The following is an 18,072-nucleotide window of genomic DNA, read 5'->3' as shown; positions in this document are numbered from 1 at the left end:
TGGCGGGCCGGCGCGACGCCGCGCTCGACGAACTGGTCGGCTTCTTCGTCAACACCCTGGTGCTGCGCGCCGACCTGGCCGACGATCCCACCTTCGCCGACCTGCTGGCCCAGGTGCAGCAACGCAGCCTGGAAGCCTACGAGAACCAGGACGTGTCCTTCGACGTCCTGGTCGAACGCCTCAACCCGTCCCGCAGCCTGAGTCACCACCCGCTGGTCCAGGTCATGCTGGCCTGGCAGAACCTACCCGGCCAACGCGACAGCAATTCGGTTCTGTCGCTGGGCGATCTGCACATCGAACCGCTGCCGGTCGACACCAAGACCGCGCGGATGGATCTGACCTTCTCCCTCGGCGAACTGTGGACCACCGAGGGTGAGCGCGCCGGCATCGGCGGCTCCGTCGAATACCGCACCGACATCTTCGACGCCGCTACCGTCGTCAGCCTTGTCGAACGGCTGCAGCGGGTGCTCGACGCCGTCACCGACGCACCGGCACAACCGCTTTCGGTGATCGACCTGCTTGACGACACCGAGCGGGCCCGGCTGGACGCGCTGGGCCACCGCGACATGCTGGCCTTACCCGCCGCGGCCGCGTCGCTCACCGAGCTGTTCGCCGCCACGGTCGCCGAGAACCCGGATGCCACCGCGTTGACCTGTGCCGGCCGGTCGCTGAGCTACGCCGAACTCGATGCCGCGGCCAACCGGATGGCGCATCTGCTGGCCACCCACGGTGCCCGGCCCGGTGCCACCGTGGCGCTGCTGCTGCCGCGCTCGGCCGAGGCCATCGTGAGCATCCTGGCGGTGCTGAAATCCGGTGCGGCCTACCTGCCGCTCGACCCGGCGCTGCCACCGGCCCGCATCGCGGTCGTGCTGGCCGATGCCGCGCCCGTCGCGGTCCTGCGCACCGCCGAGCTCGCCGCGAAGCTGCACGGGTACGACGGCGCCGTGCTCGACGTGCACGACGGCGCCGTGACCGATCAGCCCGGCACCGCGCCCGTCGGCCCGGCCGCCGACGACCTGGCCTACCTGATCTACACCTCGGGCACCACCGGTGTGCCCAAAGGCGTTGCCGTCACCCATCGCAACGTCGTCGGGTTGCTGCGTACCGGTGCCAACGGTCTGCCCCGCTCCGGGGTGTGGTCGCAGTGGCACTCGCTGGCGTTCGACGTGTCGGTATGGGAGATCTTCGGCGCACTGCTGAACGGCGGGCGGCTGGTCGTGGTTCCCGAGTCGGTGGCGCGTGCTCCCGAGGAGCTGCACGCCCTGCTGATCGCCGAGCAGGTCAGCGTGCTGAGCCAAACCCCGTCGGCGGCAGGCGCACTGCCCACCGCCGGGCTGGCCGGGGTGACGTTGATCGTCGCCGGTGAGGCCTGCCCGGCCGAGCTGGCGGATCGCTGGCCCGGGCCCATCATCAACGCCTACGGCCCCACCGAGGGCACCATCTACGCCGCGGTCAGCACGCCGCTGACCGCGGACTCCGCGGTGCCGATCGGCGCACCGGCCGGCGGCGCCGCGCTGTTCGTGCTCGACACCGCGCTGCGTCCGGTACCCGAGGGCGTGATCGGCGAGCTGTACATCGCCGGCAGCGGGGTGGCCGCCGGGTACGTCCACCGCGGCGGCCTTTCCGCCGCCCGTTTCGTGGCATGCCCGTTCGGCCCTGCCGGACAACGCATGTACCGCACCGGTGACCTGGTGCGCTGGCGGGCCGACGGGCAACTGGACTACCTGGGCCGCGCCGACGAGCAGGTGAAGATCCGCGGCTACCGCATCGAACTCGGTGACGTGCGCACGGCGCTGGCCGCGCTCGACGGGGTGGAGCAGGCCGTCGTGATCGCCCGCGAGGACCGCCCGGGCGACAAGCGGCTGGTCGGCTACATCACCGGCGCTGCCGACCCCGCGATCGTGCGCGACGCCCTCGGCGACACGCTGCCCGGGTACATGATCCCCGCGGCCGTCATCATGATGGCCGAACTCCCGTTGACCCCCAACGGCAAGCTCGATGTGCGGGCCCTGCCGGCACCCGATTACGGCAGCGGTGAATACCGGGCGCCCGCCGGGGCGGTCGAGGAGATCCTGGCCGGCATCTACGCCGACGTGCTGGGCGTCCAGCGGGTCGGCACCGACGAATCGTTCTTCGATCTCGGCGGGGACAGCATCTCCTCGATGCAGGTGGTCAGCCGCGCTCGCGCGGCCGGGCTGAACTGCCGCACCCGGGACATCTTCGTCGAGCAGACGGTGGCCAGGCTGGCCCGTGCGGTGAGCACCGGCACCGGCGCCACCGAGATCGACGATGGTGTCGGCGCGGTGGCGGCCACGCCGATCATGCGCTGGCTGCACGATGTCGACGGGCCGACCACCGAGTTCAACCAGACCATGCTGGTGCAGGCACCGGCCGGGGTCATCGAAGCCGATGTGCTGGCCGTGCTGCAGGCGCTGCTGGACCGGCACACCGCGCTGCGGTTGCGGCGGATCGACGGCGCCACGCTACAGGCGGGGGAGCCGGGCAGCGTCGATGCCGGGACGTGCCTGCACACCGCCGCCGCGGTCACCGACGCGGTACTGGCCGAGGCCCGCGCCGGGCTCGACCCGGCCGCCGGCGCACTGCTGCGCGCGGTCTGGGTACCGGCCACCGGGCAGCTCGTGGTGATGATCCACCACCTGGCCGTGGACGCCGCATCCTGGCGAATTTTGCTGGAGGACATCAACATCGCCTGGGGTCAGCTGCAGTCCGGGCAGCCGGTGCAGCTACCGGCCGGTGGCACCTCCCTGCAGCGGTGGTCGGCACTGCTCGTCGAGCACGCCCACCGGCCCGACGTCGTCGACACCGCCGACGCCTGGCGACGGATTGCCGCGACACCACCCGCGCTGCCCGCGGTGCAACCACGCAGCGACACCTTCGCCGCCGCCGGGCAGCTGACCGCCCTCCTGGACGCCGAGACCACCGCCACCCTGTCCGAGCGCGCCACCAAGGCGTTCGGCGTCGGGGTGCAGGACCTGCTGCTGATCGGATTCGCGCTGGCAGCAGCCGAATTCACCGGCACCCCGACGGTGTGCATCGACGTCGAGGGACACGGCCGGCACGAGGAACTGGCCGCCGATATCGACCTGTCCCGCACTGTCGGCTGGTTCACCACCACGTCTCCGGTCGCCCTGGATGCCGGCCGGCTGCCGTGGGCGCAGGTCGCCGCCGGTGCCGACGCACTGGGCGCGGAACTCAAGGGCATCAAGGAGCAGCTGCGCGCCCGCCCCGACGCGCTGACGTACGGACTGCTGCGCCACCTCAACCACGACGTGGACCTACCCGCCGCCGACCCGGCGATCGGGTTCAACTACCTGGGCCGCCAGACCGGGCTGTCCGGGCTCGCCGAACAGCTCTGGCGACCCGGTGACGACTGGTCGCTGACGGCGTCGGCCGCGGCGGTCGACATGCCGCTCATGCACACCCTGGAACTGGGTGCGGCCACCGTCGATGGCCCCGAAGGCCCGACACTGCAGGCGAATTGGACCTGGGCGCCGTCGGCGCTGGACCGCGATCAGGTCGACGATCTGAACCGGTTGTGGTTCCAGGCGCTGGCCGGTATCTGCGCGCATGTCCGCGCCGGTGGTGGCGGACTCACCCCGTCGGACATCGCACCGGCCCGGCTGAACCAGCAGCAGATCGACGACCTGGCGCAGCGGCACCGGATCGCCGACATCCTGCCGCTCACCCCGGTCCAGCAGGGACTGCTCTTCCACGCCGCCGAGGGCGCCGAGGACCTGTACGCCGGGCAGATCGGCATCGAGCTGACCGGTCCGCTGGATCCGGAGCGGCTGCGCGCGGCCGTGCGCGCGGTGATCGGGCGCCATCCCCATCTGGTGGCGCACTTCACCCAGCCCGGGCCCGTCCAGGTCGTCCCCGCCGACCCGGATGTGCCATGGCGCGTCGTCGATCTGGGCGCCGAGGATCCGGGCATCGAGCGCATCTGCGCCGAGGAACGCGCCGCCGTCGCCGACCTCGACCGCCGGCCGCCGCTGCGCACCGCGCTCATCCGCATCGCAGCCGACCGACACCGGTTCGTGCTCACCAACCACCACATCGTGCTCGACGGCTGGTCCATGCCGATCCTGCTGGGCGAGATCTTCGCCGGCTATCACGGACACCGGCTGCCCGCCGCCGCGCCGTACCGGGGCTATCTGGAATGGCTTGGAGCACTGGACCTCGACGCGGCACGCGCGGGCTGGGCGAATCTGCTCGGCGATCTGGACGAGCCCACCCTGGTCGCCGCGCCGGGACGGGCGGCGCCGGGGCCGCGCGCCGTGCACACCGCGACGCTGGCCGACGGGATGGCCGACGCGGTGGCCGCCCTGGCGCGCGCGCACCACACCACCGCCAACACCGTGCTGCAGGCCGCCTACGCTCAGACGCTGGGCTGGCTCACCGGGCGATCCGATGTCACCTTCGGCACCACGGTGTCCGGCCGGCCCGCCGAGGTGGCCGGCGTGCAGACCATGATCGGGCTGTTCATCAACACCGTGCCGGTGCGGGCGAGGAGCGCCGCGACCACCACCACCGCGGACCTGTTGGCCCAGCTGCACGGCGCGTACAACGACACCCTGGATCACCAGCATTTGGCGCTCACCGAAATTCACCGCGTCACCGGGCACGATCAGCTGTTCGACACGATGTTCGCCTACGAGAACTACCCGGTGAACGCCGAAGCGCTGTCCGGCGATGACGAGCTCACGGTCACCGACGTCAGCACGCGCGAATCCAGCCACTACCCGTTGACGGTGCAGGCACAGCCCGGCCCGCACCTGACGCTGCGCATCGAATACGACACCGAGGTCTTCGACGCCGCCGACATCACTGCGCTCACCGATCGGTTCAGCACGGTGCTGACCGTCATGACCGCCGAGCCGCAGCGTGCGCTCGCGACCATCCCGGTGCTCGACCCGCGCGCCACCGACCTGCTCGCGGGCTGGGGCAACCACCGCGTCCTGGCCGAAAGCCGTTCGCAGACAACGGTCACCGAGCTGTTCGCCGCGCGGGTGGCCGCCGCCCCGCAGACGGCGGCGGTCGTCTGCGGTGACCGGACGCTGACCTACGCCGAACTCGACGACGCCGCCGACCGGCTGGCCGGACGTCTCGTGGCGGCCGGTGCCGGCCCCGGCCGGATTGTCGCGCTGCTGATGCCCCGCTCGGCCGAGGGGGTCATCGCGATCCTGGCGGTGCTCAAAGCCGGTGCGGCCTATCTGCCGATGGACCCGGCCATGCCGGCGGCGCGCATCGACGTCATGATCGCCGACGCCGCACCGGTGGCGGCCGTCACCACCGCGGCGCTGGCGGACCGCTTCGACCGCCACCCGCTGGCGGTCATCGACATCGGGCACGACGACACCGACGAACCCGTCGGCGCGCTGCCGTCCCCGCGACCCGACGACATCGCCTACGTGATGTTCACCTCCGGCACCACCGGCAGGCCCAAGGGCGTCGCGATCGCGCACCGCAACCTGACCCAACTGTTCGACGGGCTGCAGATCGGCATCGACCTGACCGCCGCGCAGGTGTGGTCGCAATTCCACTCCTACGCCTTCGATTTCTCGGTATGGGAGATCTGGGGTGCCCTGCTGCACGGCGGCCGACTGGTCGTCGTCGATGACGCCACCGCGCGCTCGGTCACCGACCTGCACGCTCTGCTGGTCCGCGAACGGGTCACCGTGCTGTGCCAAACCCCCTCGGCGGCAGCGATGTTGCCCACCGACGGACTGGACGCGGTGACGCTGATGGTCGGGGCCGAGGCCTGCCCGCCGGAACTGGTGGACCGCTGGACCGCGCATCCGGACCGGGTGATGGTCAACCTGTACGGCCCCACCGAGATCACCATCTGGGCGGCGGCCAGCGCTCCGCTGCGGCCGGGAACCGGGGTGCCGCCGATCGGGACCCCGCCGCCGGGGGCGGCGCTGTTCGTGCTCGACGACTGGCTGCGGCCGGTCCGCCCGGGAGCCGCCGGTGAGCTGTATGTCGCGGGCGCCGGAGTCAGCGTCGGGTACCGGCAGCGACCGGGCCTGACCGCGGGCCGGTTCGTGCCGTGCCCGTTCGGGCCTGCCGGACAACGCATGTATCGCACCGGCGATCTGGTCCGCTGGCGCGCCGACGGTCAGTTGGAGTACCTGGGCCGCGCCGATGATCAGGTCAAGATCCGCGGCTACCGCATCGAACTCGGCGAGGTCCGCTCCGCGCTCGCGGCCCTGCCCGGGGTCGAGCACGCCGCGGTGATCGTGCGCGCCGACGGGGCCGGTCGTACCCGGCTGCTCGGTTATGTCACCGGGCCGGCCGACCCGGCCGCGGCGCGGGCCGCACTGGCCGAGCGACTCCCGAACTACATGGTGCCCTCGGCGGTCACCGTCGTCGCTGCCCTGCCACTGACCGTCAGCGGCAAGCTCGACGTCCGCGCCCTGCCCGAGCCCGACTACACCGGCGCCCCGCACCGGGCCCCGGAGAGCATCGCCGAGCAGGTGCTGGCCGGTATCTTCGCCCGCGTCCTGGGTATCGGCGCAGTGGGCGTCGACGATTCGTTCTTCGACCTCGGTGGCGACTCGCTGTCCAGCATGCGGCTGATCGCCGAGATCAACACCGCCCTCGAGGTCGACCTGCCGGTGCGTGCGGTGTTCGAGGCGCCGACCGTCGCCCAGCTGGCGCAGCGCGTCGAGCAGGGCAGCACGCAGCGCGAGCCACTGGTGCCCACGGCGCGACCCGCCGTCATCCCGCTGTCCTTCGCGCAGAACCGGTTGTGGTTGGTCGACCAGCTGCAGGGGCCGTCGGCGGTGTACAACATGGCCTCGGCGCTGCGGTGCAGCGGCCCGCTCGACAGCGAGGCGCTGCGGGCCGCGTTCGGTGACGTCGTCACCCGGCACGAGAGCCTGCGCACCCTGTTCATTGCGCCGGAGGGCACCCCCGAGCAGGTGGTCGTACCGGCCGAACGCGCCGACGTCGGTTGGCGGGTCATCGATGCCGCCGACTGGCCGGCCGACCGGCTGCACGACGCGGTGACCGCGGCGGCGCGGCACACCTTCGACCTGACCACCGACATCCCGCTGCGGGTCACCCTGTTCCGGGTGGCGCAGGACGACCACGTGCTGGTGACGGTGCTGCACCACATCGCCGCCGACGGATGGTCGCTGCGGCCGCTGGTGGCCGACCTCAGCCTGGCCTACGCGGGCCGCTGCGTCGGCCAGGCGCCGGACTGGGCGCCGCTGCCGGTGCAGTACGTCGACTACACGCTCTGGCAGCGTGCGCAATTCGGTGATCTGCACGATGCCGACAGCCGGGTTGCCGGGCAGCTCAGCTACTGGGAGCAGGCGCTGGCCGGGCTGCCCGAGCGCCTCGAACTGCCCACCGACCGGCCCTACCCGCTGATCGCCGACATGGCCGGCGCCACCGTCGGCGTCGACTGGCCGGTGGCCCTGCAGGAGGCGATCGGGCGGGTGGCGCGGGCGCACAACGCCACCGCGTTCATGGTCATCCAGGCCGCGCTGCTGGCGCTCATGTCCCGTGTCACCGCCAGTTCCGATGTCGCCGTGGGCTTCCCGATCGCCGGGCGGCGCGACCCGGCACTCGACGATCTGGTCGGCTTCTTCGTCAACACCATGGTGCTGCGCGCCGACCTGGCCGACGATCCCAGCTTCGCCGATCTGCTGGCGCAGGTGCGCACCCGCAGCCTGGAGGCCTTCGAGAACCAGGACGTGCCCTTCGAGGTGCTGGTCGACACGCTCAACCCGGCCCGCAGCCTGAGCCATCACCCGCTGGTCCAGGTCATGCTGGCCTGGCAGAACTTCACCGGCTTGCACGACGCCGCCGGCGGACCCGGACTCAAGGGTGTCGACGTCACCTCGGTACCGCTGACCACGCAGTCGGCCCGGATGGATCTGACCTTCTCGCTGGCCGAACGCTGGAGCGCGGCCGGCGCACCCGCCGGGATCGGTGGTGAGGTCGAGTACCGCACCGACGTGTTCGACGGTGACACCGTCGCCACCCTGATCGACCGGCTGGAGCGGATGCTGACCGCCGCCACCGCCGACCCGCACCGGCCATTGTCGACGGTCGCGCTGCTGGACGACGACGAGCGGGCCCGCCTGGACGCCCTCGGCCACACCGCGGCGCTGTCCGGCGCGCCGGACAGCCCGGTATCGCTGGTCGAGGCGTTCGCCGCCCAGGTCGCCCGGACCCCGGACGCGCCGGCGCTGACCGACCCGCGCACCGACCGCACCTGGACCTACGCCGAACTCGACGCCCTGTCGAACCGGTTGGCGCATCTGCTGTCCGCGCGCGGCGCCCGCGCCGGGCAGACCGTCGCGCTGCTGCTGCACCGTTCGGCCGAGGCGATCACCGCCATCCTTGCCGCACTCAAATCCGGTGCGGCCTATCTACCGATCGACCCCGCGCTGCCGCCGGCCCGGATCGACTTCGTGCTCGCCGATGCCCGACCGGTCGCCGTGCTCACCACCGCCGATCTGGCCGAGCGGCTCGACGCACCGATCGTCCTCGATCTCGACGATCCGGCGCTGCACGCCCAACCGACCGCGGCGCTACCCGTACCGGATCCCGGCGACATCGCCTACCTGATCTACACCTCGGGCACCAGCGGTGTGCCCAAAGGTGTTGCCGTCACCCACCGCAACGTCATCGGCCTGCTGGGGGAGGCCGGTGACGCGCTGGCCCCCGCCGGGGTGTGGAGCCAGTGGCATTCGCTGGCGTTCGACGTCTCGGTGTGGGAGATCTTCGGTGCGCTGCTGCGCGGCGGTCGCTTGGTGGTCGTGCCCGAATGGGTGGCCCGCTCACCGGAGGACCTGCACACGCTGCTGGCCGCCGAAAAGGTCACCGTGCTGACCCAGACCCCCTCGGCGGCCCTGATGCTCTCCCCGGACGGGCTGGACGTGACCACCCTGGTGGTCGCCGGCGAGGCCTGCCCGGCCGAGCTCGTAAACCGCTGGGCCCCACGGATCACGATGCTCAACGCGTACGGGCCCACCGAGGGCACCATCTACGCGACGGTCAGCGCGCCGCTGCGCGCCGAGACCGACACCGCCACGCGCGCGGTGCCGATCGGTGCTCCGGTGCCCGGGGCGGCCTCCTTCGTCCTGGACGCCTGGCTGCGGCCGGTCCCGGTCGGCGTCGTCGGCGAGCTGTACCTGGCCGGCACCGGCGTGGCCGCCGGCTACGTGCGCCGCGGCGAGCTGACCGCGTCCCGTTTCGTGGCCTGCCCGTTCGGCGCGGCGGGGGAGCGGATGTACCGGACCGGCGATCTGGTGCGCTGGGGTGCCGACGGTCAGTTGCAGTACCTGGGCCGCGCCGACGAGCAGGTCAAGATCCGCGGCTTCCGCATCGAACTCGGCGATGTGCAAACGGCTTTGGCGGCACTCGACGGGGTGCGCCAAGCCGTCGTGATCGCCCGCGAGGACCGACCCGGCGACAAGCGGCTGGTCGGCTACGTCGTCGGCGATATCGACACCGCCGCCGCCCGCGAGGTGCTGGGCACCCGGCTGCCGGGCTACATGGTGCCCGCCGCCATCGTGACCATCGACGCGTTGCCGCTGACCCCCAACGGCAAGCTGGACCGCCGCGCCCTGCCGGCGCCCGGCTACGACCGACCCGACCGGTACCGGGCGCCCGGCAGCGCCGTCGAAGAGACGCTCGCCGGCATCTACGCCGAGGTGCTCGGCCTACAGCGGGTGGGGGTCGACGACTCGTTCTTCGAACTGGGCGGCGACAGCATCATGTCGATGCAGGCCGTGGCGCGCGCCCGGGCGGCCGGCCTGAGCTGCCGGCCGCGCGACATCTTCGTCGAGCAGACGGTGGCGCGGCTGGCCCGGGTGGTCGGCACCGCCGACGACGCCGGTGCCCTCGACGAGGGCGTGGGGCCGGTGGTGGCCACCCCGATCATGCGCTGGCTCGACGCAGTGGACGGACCGACCGGCGAGTTCAACCAGACCGTGGTGCTGCAGGCACCGGCCGCGGCCACCGAGTCCGATGTGCGGATCCTGTTGCAGGCCCTGCTCGATCGGCACGCCATGCTGCGGCTGCGCGCCGACGGTGCCGCCCTGCATGTTTCCGAACCCGGCGCCGTCGATGCCGCGACCTGCCTGCACATCGTCGACGAGGTGTCCGAGGAGGCGGTGCTGGCGGCCCGTGCCGAACTCGACCCCGCGGCCGGAGCGGTGCTGCGCGCACTGTGGGCGCGCGACGCCGGCCGGCTGGTGCTCATCGTGCACCACCTCGCGATCGACGGCGTGTCCTGGCGAATCCTGTTCGAGGACATCAACATCGCGTGGGGTCAGCACCACAGCGGGGCGCCCGTCGCGCTGCCGGTGTCCGGGACCTCGTTCGCCCGGTGGTCACAGGTGCTGGCCGCGCACGCGCGGTCGGCCGATGTGCTGGCCGACGCCGACACCTGGCGCCGCATCGCCGACACCCCCGCCGCCCTGCCGGCGGCCGGCGCCAACACCTACGCCACCGCCGGGCGGTTGTCGCTATCGCTGGATGACCCCGACATCGTGCAGACCCTGCTGCGCGATGCGCCGGCCGCGTTCCATGCCGGTATCCACGACATCCTGCTGCTCGGCTTCGCGTTCGCCGCAGCGGAATTCGTCGGCCAGTCGCGCATCGCGATCGATGTCGAGGGCCACGGCCGGCACGAGGAACTGGCCGCCGATATCGATCTGTCCCGCACCGTCGGCTGGTTCACCACCAAATATCCGGTGGCATTGGATATCCCAGCGCTCACCTGGGCGCAGGTATGCGCCGGCGACCCCGCGCTGGGCGCGGTGCTCAAGGATGCCAAGGAACAGTTGCGCGCCCATCCGGACGGGCTCCGCTACGGGCTGCTGCGCTACCTGCGCGCCGATGTCGACCTCGACGGTGCCGAACCGGCCATCGGGTTCAACTATCTGGGCCGCCTCGCCGGTGGTGCCGAACTCACCGGCGAGCTGTGGCGGCCGGCCACCGACGGGTCGGCGGCCACCGCCGTCAGCACCGCGGTACCGATGCCGCTCATGCACACCGTCGAACTCAACGCCGCGACCGTCGACACCGCCGACGGTCCACAGCTGCACGCCAACTGGACGTGGGCACCCTCGGTGCTCGACGACGATCAGGTCGCCCAGCTGAGCCGGTTGTGGTTCGAGGCGCTGCGCGGTATCAGCGCCCATGTGCGCGCCGGTGGCGGCGGGCTCACCCCGTCCGATATCGCGCCGGCCCGGTTGACCCAGCACCAGATCGACGACCTGCAGCAGCGGTACCCGGTCGTCGACATCCTGCCGCTGACACCGCTGCAGCAGGGTCTGCTGTTCCACGCCACCACCACCGAGGGCGCCGATCTGTACGCGGTGCAACTCGACCTCACGCTGGCCGGGCCGCTGGACACCGACCGGCTGCGCGACGCCGTGCAGACGGTGATCGGGCGGCACCCGCATCTGGTCGCCCGGTTCGAGGAACGCTTCGACGAACCGGTGCAGGTCATCTCCGCCGCCCCCGAAGCCGGCTGGCAGCTGGTCGAATCGGGCTCGGCCGCCGAGATCGAGCGGTTGCGGGCCGCCGAGCGCGCCGCGGTCTGCGCGCTGTCCGAGCAGCCGCCGCTGCGGGTGGCGGTGGTGCGCACCGGCACCGACCGGCACCGGCTGATCCTGACCAACCACCACATCGTGATGGACGGCTGGTCGCTGCCGATCCTGCTGCACGAGATCTTCACCGCCTACCAGGGCCGGCACCTGCCCGGCGCGGTGTCCTTCCGGTCGTTCGTGACCTGGCTGGCCGACCGCGATGCGGACGCCGCGCGGGCCGCCTGGTCGCAGCTGCTGGCCGGGTTCGACACCCCGACGCTGATCGGAAGACAGCACCCGCAGGGTGAGCGGGCCGTCCGCTCGTTCCAGCTGTCCACCGAAACCACCGCCGCGATAAGCGAACTGGCGCGCGCCCGGCGGACGACGGTCAACATCGTGCTACAGAGCGCCTATGCTCAGCTGCTGATGCGGTTGACCGGACAGCGCGATGTCGTGTTCGGCACCCCGGTCTCGGGCCGGCCGACCGAGATGGCCGGCGCCGACGCCATGGTGGGTCTGATGATCAACACGGTGCCGGTGCGGGCGAGCGTGCGCACCGACACCACGGCGGCCGGCCTGCTCGACCAACTGCAGGCCGCGCACACCACCACGCTGGACCATCAGCACCTGGCGCTGGCCGAGATCCACCGCATCACCGGTCAGGACCACTTGTTCGACACGATGTTCGCCTACGAGAACTACCCGCTGGGTGCGGCGGCCGCCGGCGTCGGCGACGCGCTCGCGGTCACCGACTTCGACGCACACGAACAGAACCACTACCCGCTGACCGTGCAGGTGTCCCCGGGCACCGAGCTGGGCCTGCGCGTCGAATACGACACCGAGATCTTCGGTGGCGCCGAGATCGACACGCTCATCGCACGATTCGAGCGGCTGCTGGCCGCGATGAGCGCCGACCCGGGCCGCGCGCTGGCCACCGTCGACCTGCTCGACGACGCCGAACGCCAAGGCCTGGACGGCTTCGCGCACCGGTCGGTGCTGACGGCGGCACCGGCGGCGGCGTCCATCCCGGAGCTGTTCACCGCGCAGGCGGCCCGCACCCCGGACGCGGTGGCGATCACCTGCCCGGACCGCGCACCGATGACCTACCGCGAACTGGAGCTGGCGGCAAACCGGTTGGCGCACCTGCTCATCGGGCACGGCGCCGGGCCGGGGGAGTTCGTGGCGCTGATGTTCGCCCGGCGCACCGAGGCCATCGTGGCGATCCTGGCGGTGCTCAAGACCGGTGCGGCCTACCTGCCGATCGACCCGGCGATGCCCACCGACCGCCGCGATTTCATGCTCACCGACACCGCACCCGTCGCCGCGGTCACCACCGGTGATCTGGCGCAGCGGTTCGGCTCGCTGCCCGTGGTCGATGTCGCCGATCCGCGCATCGCCGCGCAGCCGGCCACCGCGCCACCGCCGCCCGCCCCGGACGACCTGGCCTACGTCATCTACACCTCGGGCACCACCGGCGTCCCGAAGGGTGTGGTGGTCGACCATCGCAACGTCACCGGACAGTTCTCGGCGCCGGTCCTGGCGGGGTCCCCGGATCAGGTGTGGGCGCAGTGCCACTCCTATGCCTTCGACTGGTCGGTCGGCGAGATCTGGGCGGCGCTGCTGCACGGCGGGCGCCTGGTGGTGGTGCCCGAGACGGTCACCGCCGCACCCGATGACTTCCACGCCCTGCTGATCGCGCAACGGGTCACCGCGCTCGGCCAAACCCCTTCGGCGGCCGCCTTGTTGGCCACCGAGGGGCTGGAGCAGATGACGCTGCTCGTCGGTGGTGAGCCGTGCCGCCAGGAACTCGTCGACCGCTGGAGCGCCGACGGCCGCACGCTCATCAACATCTACGGCCCCACCGAATCCACGGTCTACGCGTCGTCGAGTACACCGCTGACCCCGGGCGGGCCGATGCCCGTCGGGGCACCCGTACCGGGTGCGGCGACCTTCGTCCTCGACGAGTTCCTGCGGCCGGTGCCCATCGGCATGGTCGGCGAACTGTACGTCGCAGGCACCGGTGTCGCCGTCGGCTACGGCCGCCGGCCCGCCCTGACCGGCACACATTTCGTGCCATGCCCGTTCGGCGCACCGGGACAGCGCATGTACCGCACCGGCGATCTGGCGCGCTGGGGCGCCGACGGGCAGCTGGAGTACCTGGGCCGCGCCGACGAACAGGTCAAGATCCGCGGGTTCCGCATCGAACTCGGTGATGTGCGTGCGGCGCTGGTGGCCTGCGACGGGGTCGAGCAGGCCGCCGTGATCGTCCGCGAGGACCAGCCCGGTGTGCCGCGCCTGGTCGGGTATGTCACCGGCACTGCCGATCCCGCGACGGTGCGCGCCGCCCTGAAGGAGCGGTTGCCCGGCTACATGGTGCCCGCGGCCGTGGTGGTGCTGGCGGCGCTGCCGGTCACCGTCAACGGCAAGCTGGACACCCGTGCGCTACCGGCCCCGGAGTTCACCGGCACCTACCGCGCCCCGGCCACCGCGACCGAGCGGGTGCTGGCCGAGGTGTTCGGTCGGGTCCTGGGCCTGGACCCGGCGACGGTGTCGGTCGACGAGTCGTTCTTCGATCTCGGCGGCGACAGCATCGCCGCGATGCGTCTGGTCGCGGCCGTCAACGAGAAGTTGGACGCCGACCTCGCGGTGTCGGCGGTCTTCGCCGCGCCCACGGTGGCCGCGCTGGGCGCCCAGCTGGACGGCGGAACCGGCGGCGGGCAGCCGATCGCGGCGCTGCAGATCCTGCACCGCGGCACCGGAACCCCGGTCTTCACCCCGCACGCGGTCACCGGGGTCAGCTGGCCCTACCAGGCGCTGGCCGGTGTGCTCGACACTCCGGTCATCGGCATCCAGCAGCTACCCGGTGACACCGATGCCGCATCGCTGGCCGAGCTGGCCGCCCGGCACGCCGACCGCATGCAGGAGCGCCACCCCGAGGGTCCGTACCGGTTGCTCGGCTGGTCCTATGGTGGGGTGCTCGCCCACGCCATCGCCGTCGAACTGCAGCGCCGCGGCGCCGTGGTGGATCGGCTGGTGCTGCTCGACGCCGAACCGACGCTCAGCGAGCACGCCGCGCCCGCGGTCGACCGCCGCCAACTCGACGAGATCCTCGGTGACCGCGGCGGGCTTGACCTCGGTGCCATGCTCGATCAGATGGTGCACAACTTCGACGCCAACATCGCGCACTACCGCGGCCACACGGCCGGGGTGTTCCGCGGGGAGCTCGTGCTGTTCTCCGCCGACCGCGACGGCGCCGACCGTGCCGGGTATCTGCAGCGCCGTTGGCAACCGCATGTCGAGGGCGCCGTGCGCGTGCATGCGGCGGACTGCTCGCACCAGGACATGCTCGACGCCGCGGCCCTGTACACCTACGGTGCGGCGCTGCGGGCCGTCCTCGGCAGCGAGGCGCCGTGAAACTGCGCGCATCCCGGCCCGAGGGCGCCGCCCGGGGCTGGACGGTCAACGGCTTCTTCGGGGTCATCGGCCGCGTCATCGTGCGCCGGCCGTGGATGGTGATCATCGGCTGGCTGATCCTGGTGTCGGTGCTCGCGTCGACGATCCCGCCGCTGATCCAGCTGGCCAGTGACCGCGACCAGGAGATGCTGCCCGGCGACGCCGCGGTGATGGTCGCCACCAAGGAGATGACCGAGGACTTCGGCGAACCGGGCATCCAGAACATCGCTCTGGTGGTGCTCACCAACGACGACGGTCTCACCGAGGCCGACGAGGATGTCTACCGTCGACTGGTCGACCGGTTGCACGACAGCACCCGCGATGTGGTGATGGTGCAGGACTTCGTCAGCCAGCCGCCGCTGCGCGAGGTGTTCCAGAGCAAGGACGACCGGGCCTGGTTCATCCCGGTCGGCATCGTCGGCGAACTGGGCTCGCCGGAATCGACCGACGCCTATCAGCGGGTGGTGGACACCGTCGAGGACACGGTGGCCGGATCCGATCTGACACTGCACATGACGGGGTTGACCGCGACCGTCGCCGAACGCGAAGAGATCGGGCTGCGCGACCTGCGGCTGATCGAAACCGTCACCGTCGGTTTGGTGCTCATCATCCTGCTGGTGGTGTACCGCAGCATCGTCACGATGCTGCTGCCACTGCTGACCATCTCCATCTCGCAGGTGGCCGCCGCGCAGATCGTCGCCGCGCTGGCCGAGATGGGGCTGGCCATCTCGCAGCAGACGCTGGTGTTCATGTCGGCGATGATGATCGGCGCGGGCGTGGACTACGCGGTGTTCCTGATCAGTCGCTACCACGAATACCTGCGGGCCGGGCTGACCCCCGATGACGCCGTCGCACAGGCGATCACCGCGATCGGCAAGGTCATCGCGGCATCGGCGGCGACCGTCGCGGTGACGTTCCTGGGCATGGGGTTCACCACCCTGAAGGTGTTCTCCACCGCCGGGCCCGCGCTGGCGGTGTCGATCCTGGTGGCCTTCGTCTCCTCGATCACGCTGCTGCCGGCGTTCCTGGTGCTGTGCGGGCGGCGCGGCTGGGCCAAACCCCGGCGCGAACTCACCAAGACGTTCTGGCGCCGGTCGGCGATCCGCATCGTGCGGCGCCCGACCGCGCACCTGGTCGGCAGTCTGGTCATCCTGCTGCCGCTGGCGCTGTGCGTGCTGGCGATGGACACCAGTTACGACGCGCGCACCGCGCTGCCCCCGTCGGCGCAGAGCAATGTCGGGATGGCCGCCATCGAGGAGCATTTCCCGGCCAGTATCACCGCGCCGCAATACATCTTCATCCAGTCGCCGCATGATCTGCGGACCACCGAGGCGCTGGCCGATATGGAGCAGTTGGCGCAGCGGGTCAGCCAGCTGCCCGATATCGAGACCGTGCGCGGTGTCACCCGGCCCACCGGCGAGCCCCTGGAGCAGGCGACGCTGAGCTTCCAGGCCGGCGAGATCGGCAGCCGGTTGGCCGATGCCACCGACAAGATCACCGAGAGCACCGATGCGCGTGCGCAATTGACCGGGGGAGCGGACAAGCTCGCCGACAGCCTGGCCTCCGTGCGGGCCCAGCTGACCCAGGCCACGTCGATGTTCGACGGGTTGAAGAAGACGATGTCCGATGTCCGCAGCCAGCTCACCAATTCCGAGCTGCTACCCCAGATGCCCGGCGGGCCGGTGGTCACCGACGCCCAGAGCTTCAAGGAGTCACTGGAATTCACCCGGTTCGTGGTCGGCACGCTGCGCAACAACCCGAACTGCGATATGGATCCGGCCTGCGCCGCCGACCGGGACCGCTGGCAGCGCGTCGTGGAGGTGCTCGACAAGGTGCAGCCCTCCCTGGACGCGGCGTCCAAGGTGCTCTCGACACTGGGTTCCGGCGGCGCCGGCGGGCTGCAGGCCCAGATCGCCCAGATCGACCAGGGCGCCACGGCGCTGGCCGAGGGCAGCCGCCAGCTCGCCGAGGGCGTGAAGGTGCTCGACGAGCAGACCGACGAACTGGGCAAGGGGCTCTCGGATGCGTCGAGGTTCCTGATGTCGATGAAGCGCAACGCCTCCGACCCGGGCACGGCCGGTTTCTTTGTCTCCCCGGAAATCCTGGACAACGAGCAGTTCCAGGATGTCGTGCAGGTGTTCATGTCCCCGGACGGGCACTCGGCGCGCTATCTGGTGGAGTCCTCGCTCAGTCCGTATGAGACCGAGGCGATGGATCAGGTGAAGACGATCCTGGCCACCGCGCGGGGGGCGCAGGCCAACACGGTGCTCGCCGACGCGTCGATCTCGATGTCGGGTATGACGCCGTATTACAGCGAGCTGCGCGACTACTACGACCAGGATCTCCTGTTCATCGTCGTCATGACGGTCGCCGTGGTGTTCATCATCCTGGTGCTGCTCCTGCGGGCGGTGGTCGCGCCGCTGTATCTCGTTGTGTCGGTGATCATCTCGTGCCTGTCCGCGCTCGGCATCGGGGTACTGGTGCTACAGGTGTTCGCCGGTCAGCAGATCGCGGCCAGCACACCGGGGCTGGCGTTCATCGTGCTGGTGGCCGTCGGCGCCGACTACAACATGCTGCTGATCTCGCGGATCCGTGATGAATCGCCGCACGGCATCTCCTCCGGCGTCATCAAGACGGTGCGCGCGACCGGCAGCGTCATCACCTCGGCGGGCATGATCTTCGCCGCGCCGATGCTGGCGATGTGCTTCTCCAGTATCAGCTCGATGGTGCAGGGCGGGTTCATCATCGGCGTCGGATTGTTGCTGGACACCCTGCTGGTGCGCACCCTGACGGTGCCGGCGCTGGCGGTGCTGGTGGGCAGGTACAACTGGTGGCCCTCGGGACGGCGGGCGCCACGCGAGCGGCCGACGCCCGCGGATGAGGAACCGGTGCCGGTGGGCTGAGGTCAGCGGCGGTTGGCGCGCCGCCGACGGAACCGCCACACCTTGTAGGTGACGAAGCCCGCGGTGAAGAGCAGCACCATGGTCGGGCCGCCCGGTGTCGTCGCGCCGTCCTCACCCGCCGGGGTGGGCGGTGCGGGGCGGGG

At 71.3% G+C, this 18,072-nt stretch carries 2 protein-coding genes (1 of these 2 only partly in view); both read left to right on the top strand.

Annotation, left to right across the window (positions count from 1 at the left end; genetic code table 11):
* Positions 1 to 14,987 carry the 3' end of a non-ribosomal peptide synthetase gene (locus BST17_RS18925; RefSeq protein ID WP_083060446.1) on the top strand. Its footprint begins 15,910 nt before the window's first position, so the window shows 14,987 of its 30,897 coding nt (coding positions 15,911-30,897); its start codon lies off the left edge, out of view; the stop codon is at positions 14,985 to 14,987.
* Entirely contained in the window at positions 14,984 to 17,929 is a 2,946-nt protein-coding gene (locus tag BST17_RS18920; RefSeq protein WP_234807726.1) for an MMPL/RND family transporter, read from the top strand. The genes BST17_RS18925 and BST17_RS18920 overlap by 4 nt, the downstream gene beginning before the upstream one ends.
* Positions 17,930 to 18,072 lie beyond the last annotated feature (143 nt).

Source organism: Mycolicibacterium bacteremicum (assembly GCF_002086115.1).
Classification (GTDB): domain Bacteria; phylum Actinomycetota; class Actinomycetes; order Mycobacteriales; family Mycobacteriaceae; genus Mycobacterium; species Mycobacterium bacteremicum.
Note: the sequence above shows the minus strand (reverse complement) of the source record. Positions and strands in the feature narration are given on the sequence as shown.